Origin of the sequence: Streptomyces sp. SS7, assembly GCF_037993025.1 — a bacterium.
Lineage (GTDB): Bacteria > Actinomycetota > Actinomycetes > Streptomycetales > Streptomycetaceae > Streptomyces.
The window spans coordinates 7,372,723-7,387,437 of the sequence record NZ_CP141223.1 but is presented as its reverse complement, the minus strand read 5'-3'; the positions used below and the strand labels follow the sequence as shown (position 1 = coordinate 7,387,437).

14 protein-coding genes and 3 pseudogenes are annotated in these 14,715 nt (G+C 72.8%); 8 read left to right on the top strand and 9 right to left on the bottom strand.

The annotated features are described in order from the left end of the window. Positions 1 to 59: 59 nt before the first annotated feature. On the top strand, positions 60 to 968 hold the full coding sequence (locus tag U5640_RS33885; protein WP_340381001.1) for a pseudouridine-5'-phosphate glycosidase: 909 nt from the start codon (positions 60 to 62) through the stop codon (positions 966 to 968). Then, positions 965 to 2,023: a sugar kinase gene (locus tag U5640_RS33880; protein WP_340380999.1), complete on the top strand. Its 1,059-nt coding sequence runs from the start codon at positions 965 to 967 to the stop codon at positions 2,021 to 2,023. Before U5640_RS33885 ends, U5640_RS33880 begins: the two co-directional genes overlap by 4 nt. A gap of 407 nt (positions 2,024 to 2,430) precedes the next feature. Here the strand turns inward: U5640_RS33880 and U5640_RS33875 are convergent, their stop codons facing one another. Continuing rightward, positions 2,431 to 3,225 carry a methyltransferase gene (locus tag U5640_RS33875; protein WP_340380997.1) on the bottom strand — a complete coding sequence of 265 codons (795 nt, stop codon included), beginning with the start codon at positions 3,223 to 3,225 and terminating at the stop codon, positions 2,431 to 2,433. A gap of 212 nt (positions 3,226 to 3,437) precedes the next feature. On the opposite strand from U5640_RS33875, the gene U5640_RS33870 reads away from it, so the two are divergent. Then, positions 3,438 to 4,565 (top strand): magnesium and cobalt transport protein CorA, encoded by a 1,128-nt coding sequence (locus U5640_RS33870; RefSeq protein ID WP_340380995.1) that lies wholly within the window; start codon positions 3,438 to 3,440, stop codon positions 4,563 to 4,565. 21 nt (positions 4,566 to 4,586) lie between these two features. Here U5640_RS33870 and U5640_RS33865 read toward each other — a convergent pair whose 3' ends face one another. Continuing rightward, complete coding sequence (locus U5640_RS33865) at positions 4,587 to 5,012, bottom strand: CBS domain-containing protein (protein WP_340380993.1); 426 nt, start codon at positions 5,010 to 5,012, stop codon at positions 4,587 to 4,589. A 121-nt stretch (positions 5,013 to 5,133) separates the two neighbouring features. Next, positions 5,134 to 5,775 carry a uridine kinase gene (locus tag U5640_RS33860; protein WP_340380990.1) on the bottom strand — a complete coding sequence of 214 codons (642 nt, stop codon included), beginning with the start codon at positions 5,773 to 5,775 and terminating at the stop codon, positions 5,134 to 5,136. A gap of 122 nt (positions 5,776 to 5,897) precedes the next feature. Here U5640_RS33860 and U5640_RS33855 point away from each other — a divergent pair, with 122 nt between their 5' ends. The 3 genes from U5640_RS33855 to U5640_RS33845 all read left to right on the top strand — a co-directional run bounded on the left by U5640_RS33855 (position 5,898) and on the right by U5640_RS33845 (position 8,800). Continuing rightward, on the top strand, positions 5,898 to 6,593 hold the full coding sequence (locus U5640_RS33855) for a DUF2293 domain-containing protein (RefSeq protein WP_340380988.1): 696 nt from the start codon (positions 5,898 to 5,900) through the stop codon (positions 6,591 to 6,593). 98 nt (positions 6,594 to 6,691) lie between these two features. Beyond that, on the top strand, positions 6,692 to 7,171 hold the full coding sequence (locus tag U5640_RS33850; RefSeq protein WP_340385488.1) for an anthrone oxygenase family protein: 480 nt from the start codon (positions 6,692 to 6,694) through the stop codon (positions 7,169 to 7,171). A 141-nt stretch (positions 7,172 to 7,312) separates the two neighbouring features. Continuing rightward, positions 7,313 to 8,800 (top strand): glutamate synthase subunit beta, encoded by a 1,488-nt coding sequence (locus U5640_RS33845; protein ID WP_340380986.1) that lies wholly within the window; start codon positions 7,313 to 7,315, stop codon positions 8,798 to 8,800. 155 nt (positions 8,801 to 8,955) lie between these two features. Here the strand turns inward: U5640_RS33845 and U5640_RS33840 are convergent, their stop codons facing one another. From U5640_RS33840 to U5640_RS33830, 3 genes are all read right to left on the bottom strand, one after another. Then, positions 8,956 to 9,768, bottom strand: coding sequence for an SAM-dependent methyltransferase (locus U5640_RS33840; RefSeq protein WP_340380984.1), 813 nt, complete (start codon positions 9,766 to 9,768; stop codon positions 8,956 to 8,958). A gap of 153 nt (positions 9,769 to 9,921) precedes the next feature. Beyond that, complete coding sequence (locus tag U5640_RS33835; RefSeq protein ID WP_055638138.1) at positions 9,922 to 10,176, bottom strand: DUF397 domain-containing protein; 255 nt, start codon at positions 10,174 to 10,176, stop codon at positions 9,922 to 9,924. Continuing rightward, positions 10,177 to 11,037, bottom strand: a complete 861-nt coding sequence (locus U5640_RS33830) for a helix-turn-helix transcriptional regulator (protein WP_340380982.1) — start codon at positions 11,035 to 11,037, stop codon at positions 10,177 to 10,179. It lies immediately after the preceding gene. Positions 11,038 to 11,310: 273 nt separating this feature from the next. Here U5640_RS33830 and U5640_RS33825 point away from each other — a divergent pair. Both U5640_RS33825 and U5640_RS33820 read left to right on the top strand, forming a co-directional pair. Then, a pseudogene (locus U5640_RS33825) lies at positions 11,311 to 11,940 on the top strand (ATP-binding protein); the annotation flags it as partial. Positions 11,941 to 12,809: 869 nt separating this feature from the next. Further along, positions 12,810 to 13,250, top strand: coding sequence for a hypothetical protein (locus U5640_RS33820; protein ID WP_340380980.1), 441 nt, complete (start codon positions 12,810 to 12,812; stop codon positions 13,248 to 13,250). Positions 13,251 to 13,332: 82 nt separating this feature from the next. Here the strand turns inward: U5640_RS33820 and U5640_RS33815 are convergent. The 3 genes and pseudogenes from U5640_RS33815 to U5640_RS33805 all read right to left on the bottom strand — a co-directional run. Continuing rightward, a pseudogene (locus U5640_RS33815) lies at positions 13,333 to 13,737 on the bottom strand (SDR family oxidoreductase); the annotation flags it as partial. Positions 13,738 to 13,895: 158 nt separating this feature from the next. Then, positions 13,896 to 14,072 carry a hypothetical protein gene (locus tag U5640_RS33810; RefSeq protein WP_264931570.1) on the bottom strand — a complete coding sequence of 59 codons (177 nt, stop codon included), beginning with the start codon at positions 14,070 to 14,072 and terminating at the stop codon, positions 13,896 to 13,898. 154 nt (positions 14,073 to 14,226) lie between these two features. Continuing rightward, positions 14,227 to 14,555: pseudogene (locus U5640_RS33805) on the bottom strand (DUF899 family protein). Between the last annotated feature and the right edge of the window lie 160 nt (positions 14,556 to 14,715).

The window sequence follows — 14,715 nt, the reverse complement described above, 5'->3', positions numbered from 1 at the left end:
TTGGCCGGGTGTGCCACCCGCCAGAGATGAGGCAAGGCCCGAGAACAGGAGACAGGCGCATGGTGCTGGTGGTGTCGGAAGAGGTGCGGGAGGCGGTCGACGCGCGTCGCCCCGTGGTGGCTCTGGAGTCCACGATCATCGCTCATGGGCTGCCGCGCCCGCGCAATCTGCAGGTGGCGCGGGAACTGGAGGCCGTCGTCCGCGCGGAGGGGGCCGTTCCGGCGACGATCGCCGTGCTGGACGGGCGGCCCCATGTCGGCCTCGACAAGGAGCAGCTGGAGCGGGTCGCCAACGAGGACGGCATCCGCAAGCTGGGCCACCGGGACCTGCCGCTCGCGGTGGCCTCGGGGGCGAGCGGGGCGACCACGGTGTCGGCGACGGCGCTGCTGGCGGCGCTGGCGGGGGTGCGGGTGTTCGCCACGGGCGGGCTCGGCGGGGTGCACCGGGAGTGGACGGTGACCCAGGACGAGTCGGCCGACCTGGGGCTCCTCGCGCGGACCAGGATCACGGTGGTCTGCGCGGGTGTGAAGTCGATCCTGGACGTCCCGGCGACCCTGCAGCGGCTGGAGACCCTGGGCGTGGCCGTCGCCGGATACGGCACGGACCGCTTCCCGGGCTTCTACCTGTCCGACTCGGGGCATCCGGTGGACTGGACGCTGGAGACCCCCGCACAGGTGGCCGCCGTGATGCGGGCCCAGGACACGGTCGGCGGGCCGGAGTCGGCTCTGATCGTCGCCAACCCGGTGCCCGAGGAGGAGCAGCTGGATCCCGAGGTGCACGCACGCGTGCTCGCGGACGCGCTGCAGGCGTGCGAGGAGGCCGGCGTCACCGGCCAGGGCGTCACTCCGTTCCTCCTCGACCACCTGGTCCGGCACACCGACGGGGCCTCGCTGAGCGCCAACCTGGCGGCGGTGCGCGGCAACGTCCGCCTGGCGGCCAGGATCGCGGCGGCCTGGGCCGAGGGATGACCGGACGCCCGCGAGGCCGCCACGCCGGGGACGGCCCGGAGCACTCGCGCGGCGGGCCGGGCACGGCGGCGCCCCCTGCTCCCTTCCCTTCCGGGGGCGCGAACCCGCCGGGCGGGGCGCTGCTGGTCGTCGGGGACGTGGTGACGGACGTCGTCGCACGGCATCGGGGGCCGCTGGCGTCGGGTACGGACACGGCCGCCGTGATCCGTACCCTGCCGGGCGGCGCGGGCGCCAATGTGGCGTGCTGGGCGGCGCACCTGGGGTGTGCGGACGTACGGCTGCTCGGCCGGGTGGGCGCGGAGTCGGCGGTCTGGCACGAACGGGAGCTGATCGCGTGCGGAGTACGGCCCCGGCTCGTCGTCGATCCGGACGCACCGACCGGCACGGTGATCTGTCTGGTGGACGCGCAGGCCGCGGCCGAGCGGACCTTCCTCACCGACAGCGGAGCCGCGCTGCGGCTGGAGCCCGGCGACTGGTCGGACGCGCTGCTGGACGGTGTGGGCCGCCTGCATCTGTCGGGCTATCTGCTGTTCTCGGCGTCCGGGCGGGCCCTGGTGCGTACGGCGTTGGCGTCGGCGCGGGCGCGCGGGGTGCCGACGAGCCTCGATCCGGCGTCCTCGGGCTTCCTCGCGGAGCTGGGCGCCGAGCGATTCCTCGCGCTCGTCGAGGGAGTGGACGTACTCCTGCCCAGCCGCGACGAGTCGTGTCTGCTGACCGGGTCGCCGGACGGGGCGGAGGCGGCGGCCGAGCTGAGCCGCCGGGTCCCGCTCGTAGTGGCCAAGCAGGGGGGCGACGGCGCGCTGCTCGCGCGCGGCGGCGCGGTCGTCGCCGCCGTCCCGGCCGTCCCCGCGACGCCCCGGGACACCACGGGCGCGGGGGATGCCTTCACGGGCGCCTTCCTCGCCGCCCTCCTGCGGCGCGAAGAGCCTTCGGCGGCGGCGGCCGAGGGGTGCCGGGCGGGAGCCCGCGCGGTGGAACGGGTGGGAGCCCGACCGCCCACGCCCGGAGACGGGACGACACCGGCGCTGACGAACGGGACCCGCGTCACGGGCTGAGGCGGTGTCGGCGGGGCGGATAGGTCGGCCGGTCGGCCGGTCGCCGTCGGCTGAGGGCGGTGGTGTTCTGGTGGCTGGGGAGGCGGTTTCCCTGGCGGCCGGGGGCGGCTGCGGCCGGGGCGGTGATCGGCTGCGGTCGGCGGCGGTCCGGCCGTCGGGGGCGGCTGCGGCCGGGGCGGCGGTTCTACGGCGGCCGGGGCCGGCGATCGGCGGGCGCCGGGTCGGCGTCGGTTGTGGCCGGGGCGGCGGTCCGGCCGTGCGCGGTCGGCTGCGGCCGAGTCGGCGACCCGCGACCGGATGGCCCGGATCCCGAGCCCGGGGTGCCCCCTGGTGCCGGGTGTTGCCGACCCCCGCGCCTCGCTGCTGCTGGCCGCTGCCCCGGGCCCCGTCGGGCGGTCCCGTCGGCTCTACGCCTTGCGGCCCCAGGCGGAGATCATGGGTGCCGTGGCCAGGTCCATGGTGCCGGAGGCGACGTTGGCCAGGTGGCGGTCGATCTCCTCCGCGGTCGCGAGACCGGCGCCGAGGAGTCTGTCGCGGATCTGGCGGACCGTCGCCGACTCCAGGGCGGCGCTGGCGGGTGAGGTGACCGGGAAGTAGGCGTCGGCCTCGACGCGCTGGAGTCCGGCCTCGCGCAGCAGACGCGGGAGCTTACGGCCGTAGGAGAGGTCGGCCCCGCGGTCGGCGAGGAGGGTGCGGAAACCGTGGCGCAGCCGGTTGGCGAGCTGCTGTTCGGGGCCGTGCTCGTCGGGGCAGAGCAGGGGCTGGAGGGCGGGGTCGCCGTCCTCGACGAGAAGGCGTCCGCCGGGGCGCAGGGCCTTCACCATGGAACGCAACGCCCTTTCCCGGTCCGGGACATGGACCAGGACGAGCCGGGCGTGCACCAGGTCGAACCCCTCGGCGGGGGGTTCCTCGACGCCGACGTCGTGCACGCGCACCTCGACCGGGGGGCGGGCGGCTGCGGCGAGCCGGGAGGTGTCGATGTCGGTAGCGACGACCTTGCCGGTGGGCCCGACCTTCTTCGCCAGCCACGCCACCACCGACGTCCCGCCGGCCCCGACCTCCCAGCAGCGCCAGCCGGGGCCGACGCCCAGCCCTTCGAGGTGGCGGAACGTCGTGGGGTCGAAAAGGGTGGCGAAGGCGTCGAAGCGCTCCGCCGCCTCGGACTGCCGGTTGTCGAGAAGGTACCCGTCGGTTCGCGTCATGTGCCGATCATCCCAGTTCTCCCGCTTCGCGGAGGCGGTCGACGCGGCCATGAATCCGTATCGGTCGTGGCCCGCAGTCCCGTTGTCCACAGGCGGGAACAAACCGGAACCAGCCCTTTCCACAGGCTTACCCACGGCCTGCGCGCGCCTGGCAGACTGGCCGACCAGGGCGCGGGAGTGCGGCGCGAGGAGAGCCACGCAAGGAGATCCAGATGACCATGGCAGGGAATCTGCGGAAGGTCACCGGCCTCGGCCGGGTCGGCGGCCTGCGCGGGGTGGCGCGGCTGGCCCGGCGTCGCGCCCGGGTCGATCTCAGTCACCACGCGCGCTCCCCGCTGGGCTCCTCGGTGGTGAACTGCGTGACCTACCAGGAGGGTGTGCGCGCCCCTGTCTGCGAGGACCTGGTCGAAACGGTCGAGCGGGTCCGCAAGAGCGGCCAGGGCTTCGTCTGGCTGGGGCTGCACGAACCGACGAACGCCGAGTTCGCGGGCATCGCCGAGCTCTTCGACCTGCATCCGCTGGCCGTGGAGGACGCCGTCGAGGCCCATCAGCGCCCCAAGGTCGAGCGGTACGGCGAGACGCTGTTCGCGGTGTTCAAGACGGTCTGCTACGTCGAGCACGAGGAGCTCACCGCGACGAGCGAGGTGGTGAACACCGGCGAGATCATGGTGTTCGTCGGCCAGGACTTCGTCGTCACGGTCCGGCACGGGCGGCACGGCTCGCTGGGTCCGCTGCGCGAGGAGCTGGAGTCCGATCCGGGACAGCTCACCAAGGGCCCGTCTGCGGTGCTGCACGCGATCGCGGACCATGTGGTGGACGACTATCTGAACGTCACGGACGCCGTGCAGGCGGACATCGACCAGGTCGAGGCGGACGTCTTCGCGGAGAACGGGGCACGGGCCGACCCGGGGCGCATCTACCAGCTCAAGCGGGAACTGCTGGAGCTGAAGCGGGCGGTCGTCCCGCTGAAGCGCCCGCTGCTGGACCTCGCCGACCGCCCGGTGCGGGTGGTCGACCCGGAGATACAGGCGTACTTCCGGGACGTCTCCGACCATCTGCTGCGGGCGACGGAGCAGATCGCCGCGTTCGACGAACTGCTGAACTCGATCCTTCAGGCGCATCTGGCGCAGGTCACGGTCGCGCAGAACGAGGACATGCGCAAGATCACCGCCTGGGCCGCGGTGATCGCGGTGCCGACGATGGTCTGCGGGGTGTACGGCATGAACTTCGACCACATGCCGGAGCTGCACTGGAGGTTCGGTTATCCGCTGGTCATCGGCGTGATAACCGTGGCCTGCCTGGTGCTGTACCGGGGCTTCCGGCGCAACGGCTGGCTCTGAGCGCACCCGCCCCGGTGCGGTTCAGGGACCGGTCCTGGCATAGACGCTCCCGGCCCAGGAGGCGATCTGGCCCTCGCTCAGATGACGGGCGAGGTCGGCCTCGCTGATCATGCCGACCAGTCGCTTGTTCTCGATGACGGGGAGCCTGCGGATCTGGTGGTCCTGCATCTCGCCGAGCACGTCACCGATGTCGGCGTTCGCGTCGATCCAGCGCGGGGTGCCCCGGGCCATCTCTCCGGCAGTGACCCTCGCCGGGTCGCGGCCCATGGCCACGCAGCCGACGACGATGTCGCGGTCGGTGAGGATGCCGCAGAGCCGGTCTTCGTCATCGCCTATGGGCAGGGCTCCGACATTGAGTTCGCGCATCAGCTGTGCGGCGCGGTCGAGGGTTTCATGGGCGGGGATCCAGCGGGCGCCCCGGTGCATGATGTCTCCGGCTGTGGTCATGGGTACCTCCCGGTACCGGAAGGCCGGCGCGGCGCGGGGGCACCGCTGGTCCCGGCGCCCCTCCATTCTCGCCGTGCCCGCGGACGCCCGCATCTCCCCGGCCGTGCGGCCGGGCCTCGGCTCACCCGCCCCACGCCGGATGGCGCGGATCGTCCGCACGGACCAGGACGTCGGCCGTGGCGGCGGGGTCGGTCTCGGTGGCGTAGGTCTCGAAGGCGGGGAGTGTCCACCGGTCCGCGTCCGGGGTGCGCCGGCGCAGGGCGGCCGGGGAGAGCTGGACATGGACGGTGAAGTCGAAGGGGAACCAGTGTCGCAGGAGGAGGGGGCCGTGCAGCAGCAGGAAACCGCCGGGCGGGAGGTGGACGTAGGGACTGCGGGTGGCGCGGTCCGTGGCCGGATCCCAGAAGTCGGGCAGGATCCGTCCGTCGCCACCGGGTTCCAGGGGGCCGAACACCTCGCGCCAGAGGGTGCCGGTGTCGAACCAGCCGTCGTAGTAGGCCTCGACGTCGTGCCGGCCGTACTCCAGGCGGAGGGAGGCTGGACGCAGGAAGCCGTGGGCGTCCACGATGCGGGAGGCGCGGCCGCGTATCCGCAGCGCCTCGGCGACGCGGGCGGCGAGGTCTCCGGGGCGGGACGCCGGGGCGCCGTCGAAGGCGACACGGGGCCAGGGGCTGCCGTCCGCCGGTTTCAGGTCGAGCAGCCGCTCGGCGAGGAGGTCGCCGAGCCGTTCCCAGGTGATCGCTTCGAGTCGCACACGGCCCATGATGCGTCAGGCACCGGTCACGACGCGTCGTGGTCGCCGTACCGCGGCAGACCACGGCGGGCGGCCCCGAGCCGGGGCGCCGGCCGGGTGCTACCGCGCCCACCGGCGGGAAGGAAGCCTGCATGGCAGCACCGGCAACTCCCTCCTCCCGCACCGGCCTTCTCGTCGTGCAGCCGCTTCGGCGGAAGTACTGCGCGGCCTGTCGCCGGGGGCCGCAGCCGATGCTGGTGCTGGAGGAGGGCGGGTCCCGCTGTCTGGACTGCGCCGACCTGGGGCACCTGGTGTTCCTGCCGCGTGGGGACACGGCGCTGACGCGCAGGTCTCGGGAGGAGAGCGGGCTGTCGGCGGTGGTCGTGCGCTTCAACCGGCGCAAGGGGCGCTACGAACGGCAGGGGGTCCTGGTGGAGGAGGCGGGGCTCGCCCGGGCCGAGCAGCGTTGTCTGGCCGACGCCGAGGCCCGCCGGCGGCGCCGGCTGCGGGACGCGCGGCGGCGGGCGGTGGCGGACGCACGGTTCACGGAGGCGTTCGCGGCGGAGATCCTGCGCCTGCTGCCCGGCTGCCCGGTGGCGCGAGCCGGGGAGATCGCCGCCCACGCCTCGGTACGGGGCAGCGGGCGGGTGGGCCGTAGCGCCGCCGGGCGGGCGTTGACCGAGGGCGCGGTGATCTCGGCGGTCGCGGCCTCCGTACGGCATCTGGAGACGCCGTACGACGAATTGCTGATGAACGGCGTACCGCGCAACGAGGCGCGGCGGCGGATCGGCGGGCAGGTGGAAGCTCGGCTGCGGGAATGGCGGGAGGGGGAGGGCGGGGTGGGGTGAGGGGGCGGGGGGCGGGGGGGAGCCCCCTGGATTTCACTTGAGGTGACGGTGCCGGGGCAGGCAGGATCTTCGATCGACAGGGGGAGTTCACGGTGACAGTGATCGACGGGCCGTATCCGATGCTCGCGCTGCTCGGCGCCGTCACCACGGGCGTGATGGCGGGGGTGTTCTGCGCGTTCTCGGTGCTGGTGATGCGGGGGCTGGCCAAGCTGCCGGCCGCGCAGGGGGTCGCCGCGATGAACGCGATCAACTCCTCGGCGACGACGCCGGTGTTCCTGGTGCTGTTCCTGGGGGCGGCGGGGCTGTGTGCGGGGATCGCCATGGTGACGTTCCTGCTGTGGCCGGACGAGGGGACGCTGCCGTTGCTGCTGGGCAGCGGGCTGTATCTGGTCGGTGCCTTCGGGGTGACCGTCATGGCGAACGTGCCGCGCAACGAGGCGCTGAGGAAGCTGGAGCCGGGAGCGCCGGAAGCGGCGGCGTACTGGCCGACGTATGTGCGGCAGTGGACGCGCTGGAACCATGTACGGGCGGCCACCTCGGCGGCGGCGGCGATCGTGTACGCGATATCCCTGGTCTGAACCGGCCCTCTCCGGTCGGGGCCCTTTCTGCGACGGGGTTGTGTCCGCCTCTCTGCAGGGCGGACGGACCGGACGTATCGTGGCCGGAGAGTGCCGCCCGTTGACGCTCGGCCTGTCCATGCGTACGCAAGGAAGACGCCCATGGCCGATCCCAAGGGATTCATGACCACCCCCCGCCAGGACTGGCCCCGTCGGCCGGTCGAGGAGCGGGTCCGGGACTGGGACGAGGTGTACGTCCCGGGCGCGCTCCTGCCCATCGTCAGCAAGCAGGCCGACCGCTGTATGGACTGCGGGGTGCCGTTCTGTCACGACGCGTGTCCGCTCGGCAACCTGATCCCGGAGTGGAACGACCTGGTGTCGCGGGAGGACTGGCGGGCGGCGAGCGACCGGCTGCACGCGACGAACAACTTCCCCGAGTTCACCGGACGGTTGTGTCCGGCGCCGTGCGAGGCGGGGTGCGTCCTCGCCATCAACCAGCCCGCCGTGACGATCAAGAACGTCGAGGTGGCGATCGCCGACCGGGCCTGGGCCGAGGGGTTCGCGCCGCCGAGCCCGCCGGACCGGCTCTCGGGGAAGACGGTGGCGGTGATCGGTTCCGGACCGACGGGGCTGGCCGCCGCGCAGCAGCTCACCCGGGCCGGGCACACGGTCGCGGTGTACGAGAAGGACGACCGGATCGGCGGTCTCCTGCGGTACGGCATCCCCGCGTTCAAGATGGAGAAGCACCATCTGGACCGGCGCATCGAGCAGATGATCGCCGAGGGGACGCGGTTCCGTACGGGGACGGCGGTGGGCCGGGACGTGGGCGCGGCGGAGTTGCGGGCGCGCTACGACGCCGTGGTGATCGCCACCGGGGCGACCGCCTGGCGGGAACTTGCGGTGCCGGGACGGGGGTTGGCCGGGATACATCAGGCGATGGAGTATCTGCCGCTGGCCAACCGGGTGTGCGAGGGCGATCTCGAGGTCTCGCCGATGTCGGCGGCCGGACGTCATGTGGTGATCGTCGGTGGCGGGGACACCGGCGCGGACTGCCTGGGGACGGCGATCCGCGAGGGCGCGGCCTCGGTGACCCAGCTGGACATCTATGCCCAGCCCGGCGCGGACCGCGACGAGGACACGGACCCCTGGCCGACGTACCCGAAGATCTACCGGCTGTCGGCCGCGCACGAGGAGGCGCGCGATCTGCGCAGTGCGCCGGCGGCCGACGCGGACGCGCGCCTGTTCGCCGCGTCCACGTTCCGCTTCGGCGGGGACGAGGACGGGCGGGTGCGGTCGTTGCATCTGGTCGAGGTGGACGCGGGGCGTCGGCCGGTGGCGGGCAGTGAGCGGGAGCTGCCGGTGGACCTGGTGCTGCTGGCGCTGGGGTTCTCCGGGCCCGACCGTGCGGACGGGCTGGTGGACCAGTTGGGGCTGACGCTGGAGCCGCGCGGCACCATCGCGCGGGACGGTGACTTCGCGACGAACGTGCCCGGTGTGTTCGCCGCCGGGGACGCGGCACGCGGCCAGTCGCTGATCGTGTGGGCGATCGCGGAGGGGCGTGCGGTGGCGGCGGCGGTGGACCGTCGGCTCTCGGGCGCCTCGCGGCTGCCGGCGCCCATATCGCCGTACGACCGGCCCATGAGCGTGTGACGGCACGCGCTGCGCGGGAGACCGGCATCGCCGCGCCGCACGGGAGACCGGCATCGCCGCGCCGCGCGGGAGACCGGCGCCGCCGCGCCGCGCGGGAGACATGCGACAGGACCCCTGCCGGGAGACGCGCCAGGGGTCCTGGGGGCCGGGTCACGTCACCGCTTGCGAGCCACCGCCCCGTAGCCCGGGATGACGCCGTCCTCCTGGCCCGGGACCGGTTCGCCGAGTTCGGGGTGCCAGTCGGGTACGACGGCCACGCCCGGGTCGACGAGGTCGAGGCCGTCGAAGAAGCGGCCGAACTCCTCGCGGGAGCGCAGGGCCAGGGTGACGCCCGCGGCCTTGAGTTTCTCCGTGGCCGCCGCGGACTCCTCCGGGGTGAAGTCGGCGGTGGCGTGGGTCATCATCAGGTAGCTGCCCGAGGGGAGTTCGGCGAGCAGCCGGGCGACGAGTTCGTGTGCGCCGTCGTCGTCGGGGACGAAGTGCAGCAGCGCGACGAGCGACAGGGCCACCGGCCGGGTGAGGTCGAGGGTCTTCCCGGCCCCCTCGATGATGGTGGCCGGGTCGCGGACGTCCGCCTGGAGATACTCGGTGGCCCCGCCGGGCGTGGTGCGCAGCAGTGCCGCGGCGTGGGCCAGCACGATGGGGTCGTTGTCGCAGTAGACCACGCGGGCGTCCGGTGCGATCTCCTGGGCGACCTGGTGCAGGTTGGGCTCGGTGGGGATGCCGGTGCCGATGTCCAGGAACTGGCGGATGCCGTTCCGGGCCAGCCAGCGCGTGGCGCGGTGCATGAAGGCGCGGTTGACTCGTGCCATGACCGGCACGCGTGGGTCGAGCGCGAGCATCTGGCGACCCATGGCTTCGTCGACGGGGTAGTTGTCCTTGCCTCCGAGGTACCAGTCGTACATCCGTGCGGGATGGGGCTTGCTGGTGTCGATCTCGACAGCGGGGGCGGGTTCCTGCCCGGTCATGAAACGCTCCGTAAGACGCAACGAATAATCAAGTCAGTGCCAAATCAAGGAAGTAGTGCGAGAGAAGAAAACGAACGGTGACTGACCGTGATGAGCGGGTGAGCGGAAATGCAGGGGTTGGTCGGGGGCGGCATATGAGCGATCACGATCAGGTCAGGACAGGAGGAAGTCGGCATCCCCCGCCTTGGCCCCCTCGATGAAGGCCGTCATCTCGTCGGTGGTGTAGATCAGCGCCGGACCGTCCGGGTCGGTCGACTGGCGGACGGCTATCCGGCCGTCGGCGAGCTTCATCGCCTCCAGGCAGTTGCCGCCGTTCCCGCCGCTCCAGGGCTTGTGCCAGCCTTCGCTGCCCAAGTCCCGCGCGGGCATGCCGTTGTAGACCCGTTTGCGCGGCTTGATGCGATCCATTCACAGCTCCTTGCGGAAATCCCTGAGGATCTCCTTCGTGCGATGTGCAGTAGCGGCCTGCGCCGCCATGCGGTCCATGACCTCGAGATGGGTCGCCACCTCGGTGCGCGCGTCGAGATAGACCGCGCCGGTCAAGTACTCGCTGTAGACCATGTCCGGAAGCTCCGGCATGGCGAATCGGAAGAGCACGAAGGGCCCGTAGGTGCCGGGGTGCGGCCCGTTCGAGAACGGGGCCACCTGCAGCGTCACATGGGGCAGCTTCGTCGCCTCGAGCAGTTTGTCGATCTGCGCGCGCATCACCTCCGGACCGCCCACCGGGCGGCGCAGCACCGTCTCGTCCATCACGACCCACAACCGGGGCGCGTCCTCACGAGTGAGCAGTTCCTGGCGTTGCATGCGCAGGTCGACGAGACGCTGGATGTCCTCCGGCCGGGTCTGGCCGATGGCTCCGGACTTCAGGACCCCGCGCGCGTAGTCCTCGGTCTGGAGCAGACCGGGGACGAAGTGCGGTTCGTACTGGCGGATCAGGGCGGCCGCGCCCTCGAGGCTGACGTGCATCGAGAACCAGCCGGGCAGGACGTCGTGGAAGCGCTGCCACCAGCCGGGCCTGTTGGCCTCCTCGGCCAGCTGCACGAACCCGTCGGCCTCCGCGTCGGTGACGCCGTAGGCCTTCAGCAGCAGCTGAAGGTACGGGATCTTGAGGCCGACCTCGGCCATCTCCATCCGGCGGACGGTGGCGGGGGCGACCCGCAGGATGCGGGCGGCCTCCTCGCGCTTGAGGCCCGCGCGTTCCCGCAGGTCCAGCAGGCGCCGGCCGAGGACGACCTGTCCGACGGTCGGCGCGGACCGCGGTTCGCTCACGCTCCACCTCCACGAAGAGCCCCGACCGCCCGGTCGTCTCGGCCCTGCTGAGCAGCCCCGACCGGCCGGTTGACGGAACGAATCCTGACAGCCTTACGGCGCCATTCGAAGACCTGTTCGAACGATCTGCACGTCTCCGTACGGATCTCCGGTGATCTCAACTGGCGCCGCTCACATGCTGTTGCGAGCAGTGTGCCACGGCCCTCCACAGCGTCACACAGCACTCTGCATTTTTCAGAGTGACACTTGCCAAGTGTTCACGGCGCGGCGATAGTGGCAAGCGTGATTCCGTCCGCGCCTTTAGGAACAGACGCCGCCGCAGGCCGCCCCCAGGGTCTCGGTGCCGCCCCGGGAGCAGGCCCCGACCAGGCCGCTGCCGAGCGCCGGTTCCGATTCGAGCTGGCCGCCCATCCGGGTTCCCCCGCCCAGGCCAGACGCCTGGCACGGGCCCGGCTGACCGGCTGGTCGGTGTGTGAGGACACCTGCGACACCGCGGCTCTCGTCATATCCGAGCTGGTCACCAACGCGATCGTGCACACGGCCAGCGATGTCGTCGTGTGCGAGCTGCTCGACGGTGACGACGTGCTGCGCATAGCGGTGCGCGACCAGGGCTGTACCGCCGAAAATCCGCATCCCTCGCCGCAGCGTCCCGAGGAGGAGCACGGGAGGGGATTGCTCCTCGTCGAGGCCCTCTGTCATGCGTGGGGAGCCCAGGAGCACGGCTCCGGCCTGCTGGTCTGGGCCGACCTGCCGCGCGGCGCGGACGGACCGGAGGCGGTCGACCGGCCGCCGGTCGGCGCCGACGTCTCCGTCGAGGAGCACGCCGAACCGCGCGACGACCTCGGCTGGGGCGTCCCTCCCAAGCCCGGCCCGGCCGACGGCCCCGGGGACGAGGACGAGGCGGTGGAGCAGATCCACCGCAACCGGATCCAGGGCGACTCACCTCGGACCCAGGGCGAGCGGACCCAGGGCGGCCGGATCAACGGAGAGCCGCCCCATGGAGAGCGGACCCACGGCGAGCGGATTCGCCCCGGTGGGACACAGCCCGGCCGACCGCACCCCGGCCGGACCGATTCCGAGCCGACCGACTCCCAGCGGGCCGACTCCCAGCGGGCCGATTCCACGCCGACCGATTCCCTGCGGACGCCGTCACGCGGCGCGGCGGAGGCGTACGCGGCCGAGCTGATGCGTCGGGCCCCCTCCGGCATGCCGAAGCCCCTCAGCGGAACCTCGGGCAGGCCCCCGGCGAAGGAGCACCACGTCCCGGAGCAGCGCGCGGCCGGCCCCTTCGGTCCGGAGCTCCGCATCCCGGAACAGCGGGTCTCCGACCTCTGCGTCCTGGAGCACCAGGGACCGAGTCACCACGCCCTGGACCAGGCCGTCTTCGGGCACGCGGCCATGCAGCACACCGCCGTGGGCCACAGCCACGGTCACAGTCCGCTGAACCACAGCCCGCTGAACCACCGCGCGCCGGAACACCGCACGCCTGAGCACCGCGCAACCGATCACCGCGCGACAGATCACCGCGCAACCGATCACCGCGCGCTCGATCACTGCGCACCGGCCCACCGCGCCCCGGATCACCGCACGGCCGACGCGCACCGCGTGGACGAGCGCGGCGCGGACCCCCGCACCACGCCCCACCCGGCCACCGGCCACTCCCCCGCCCCGGTCACCCCCGTCGGCGAGGTCTCCGTCCCGCGTGCCTTCCCCGGTGCCGGGGGCGGCACGGGGCTCGCCCGGTCCGAGAGAAGCCGAGAGCGAGGGAGGGCATGAGCGGCGCGCCCGGCCGCAGGTCGGTGCGCTCCCTCGACACCCTCGTCCGGCTGCGGCGCGATCTGGGCCCCGTCCCGGAGCCGCCCCGTCGGCTGACCATGCCGGACGACATGATCGCCCCGCTGGGGTGTGACGCCGTGGTGGTACCGGTGGGTATCGGCCCGCTGCTCATGCCCCGACTGCCGCGCGTGGGCTGTGTCTACGCCGATGCGGCGCACTGGTGGTGGCTCGTCCCGTCGGACTCCGACTACGCCCTGGAGTGGCCCGCCCCGGCGCGCTACACACCCGGTGCGATCGTCCCGGATTCGCTGCCCGCCCCGGACCTCATCCACCGGCCGGACGGCACGCTTCCGTACACCCCGCCGATCCCGCTCTACCTGGCCCTGTGCCGCCTCACGGGCACGACACCCACCTGGTCCCGCCCGATCAGCGCCTGAGTCCCCTCCGTACGCAGGTCTCCCCATACGTCACCTCGACCGTGCTGCCGCCCGGCGTGGTGGTCCTCACGAGCGGCCCGCCGGGGCGCAGCCGCAGTCCCTGCATGCCGCCGTCCACCGCGAGGGCGGTGCCGGTGGCACTGGCCGCCGAGGGACCCGCGAGGTAGACGACGGCGGCCGCCACCTCGTCCGCGGTCAGCAGACGGCCCAACGGCTGGCGGGCGTTGAGCGCGGCGCGCTCGGCCTCGGGAGCGTCGGCGGTGTCCAGCAGCCGGGTCACCCCAGGGGTGTCGGCGGTGCCGGGGTTGACGCAGTTGGACCGGATGCCCTCACGGACGTGGTCCGCGGCCATCGCCAGGGTCAGGGAGAGCACGGCGCCTTTGCTCGCCGAGTACAGCGCGCGTTGCGGGAGCCCGGCGGTCGCCGCGATGGAGCAGGTGTTGACGACGGAGGCGTGCGCGGAGCGGAGCAGATGGGGCAGCGCGGCCCCGACCGTCCAGCCCGCCGGTCGGGAATTCGGGAATTCGGGAATTCGTCGGAGGGCTGGTGGTCAACGCCCACCGTCCAGGTCCGGGCGCAGGCGACGCGCGATGGGGCCCGGCGCCCGGCCGAGCGGCGCCGAGCGGCCGCACGATCCCCGCATGGTCAGTCCGTGGCGTCGCCGCCCCGGACGATCACCAGGAAGGTGTCGGTCGCGAGGTCCATGACGACCTCGGCGGCCAGTCCCTCCATGCGGCGGGCGTGCGCGAACTCCTCCGCAGGCCACGATCCGCGCGGCCCACCTGCGGGAAAGCACTCGAGCACGGTTCGCCCGTTCACCATCTCGCACCTCCAGAAAGCGTCGTACTCGTAGGAGTTAACGCCCGACGGAGGCCGGGAAGCTCGCTCGGTTGCGTTACTGAGACGTAGTTGACACGGCTTCGGGGCGGAGGGTGAGGATCCGGTCACGTTCCGGACATCTCCGGCACCGTGCGTGTCAGAAGTCGTACGCGTCGTGATGGCGCAGGGCGTCGCCGTACGCCGAGGAGGTGTGGAAGACGCGGTCGCCGTCCCGCAGGAAGCAGCTCGGCCCGGGCCGTTCGACGAGGCCGCCGTCCTGCTCCCGGGTGACCTCGAAGTCACGGTTGAAGGCGTTGGCGTACGACGAGTACCAGGGCAGCGTCCACCCCATGCCGCCTTGAACTGGAGCAGACGCGGATACGGCGCCCGGGAGACGGCCGCGAAGGAGACGCCGCGCGCCGTGAGGTGGGCGAGGGGGCCCAGCTGGTCCAGGAAGGCCGGGCAGCGAGGACAGCCCGCGGGCACGGGGACGGAGGCCGGACTCCGGCTGCCGTCGGTGGGCGCGGACCCGACGGCACACCACAGCGGGTCGGATTCGGACCACGCCCCGGTGGGGGTGCGGATCGGCTGACGGGCGGCTCGGCAGCGCCCTGATGGGGCGCGGAGGACTGCGCGACCGGCCACG

Excerpts from the sequence above, each read along its gene's own strand:
- U5640_RS33865 (WP_340380993.1), bottom strand. The coding sequence starts at position 5,012 with ATGACCACAGCCGGAGACATCATGCACCGGGGCGCCCGCTGGATCCCC.
- U5640_RS33860 (WP_340380990.1), bottom strand. The coding sequence starts at position 5,775 with ATGGGCCGTGTGCGACTCGAAGCGATCACCTGGGAACGGCTCGGCGAC.
- U5640_RS33845 (WP_340380986.1), top strand. The coding sequence starts at position 7,313 with ATGGCCGATCCCAAGGGATTCATGACCACCCCCCGCCAGGACTGGCCC.
- U5640_RS33885 (WP_340381001.1), top strand. The coding sequence starts at position 60 with ATGGTGCTGGTGGTGTCGGAAGAGGTGCGGGAGGCGGTCGACGCGCGT.
- U5640_RS33820 (WP_340380980.1), top strand. The coding sequence starts at position 12,810 with ATGAGCGGCGCGCCCGGCCGCAGGTCGGTGCGCTCCCTCGACACCCTC.
- U5640_RS33810 (WP_264931570.1), bottom strand. The coding sequence starts at position 14,072 with ATGGTGAACGGGCGAACCGTGCTCGAGTGCTTTCCCGCAGGTGGGCCG.
- U5640_RS33880 (WP_340380999.1), top strand. The coding sequence starts at position 965 with ATGACCGGACGCCCGCGAGGCCGCCACGCCGGGGACGGCCCGGAGCAC.
- U5640_RS33870 (WP_340380995.1), top strand. The coding sequence starts at position 3,438 with ATGACCATGGCAGGGAATCTGCGGAAGGTCACCGGCCTCGGCCGGGTC.
- U5640_RS33875 (WP_340380997.1), bottom strand. The coding sequence starts at position 3,225 with ATGACGCGAACCGACGGGTACCTTCTCGACAACCGGCAGTCCGAGGCG.
- U5640_RS33855 (WP_340380988.1), top strand. The coding sequence starts at position 5,898 with ATGGCAGCACCGGCAACTCCCTCCTCCCGCACCGGCCTTCTCGTCGTG.
- U5640_RS33840 (WP_340380984.1), bottom strand. The coding sequence starts at position 9,768 with ATGACCGGGCAGGAACCCGCCCCCGCTGTCGAGATCGACACCAGCAAG.
- U5640_RS33835 (WP_055638138.1), bottom strand. The coding sequence starts at position 10,176 with ATGGATCGCATCAAGCCGCGCAAACGGGTCTACAACGGCATGCCCGCG.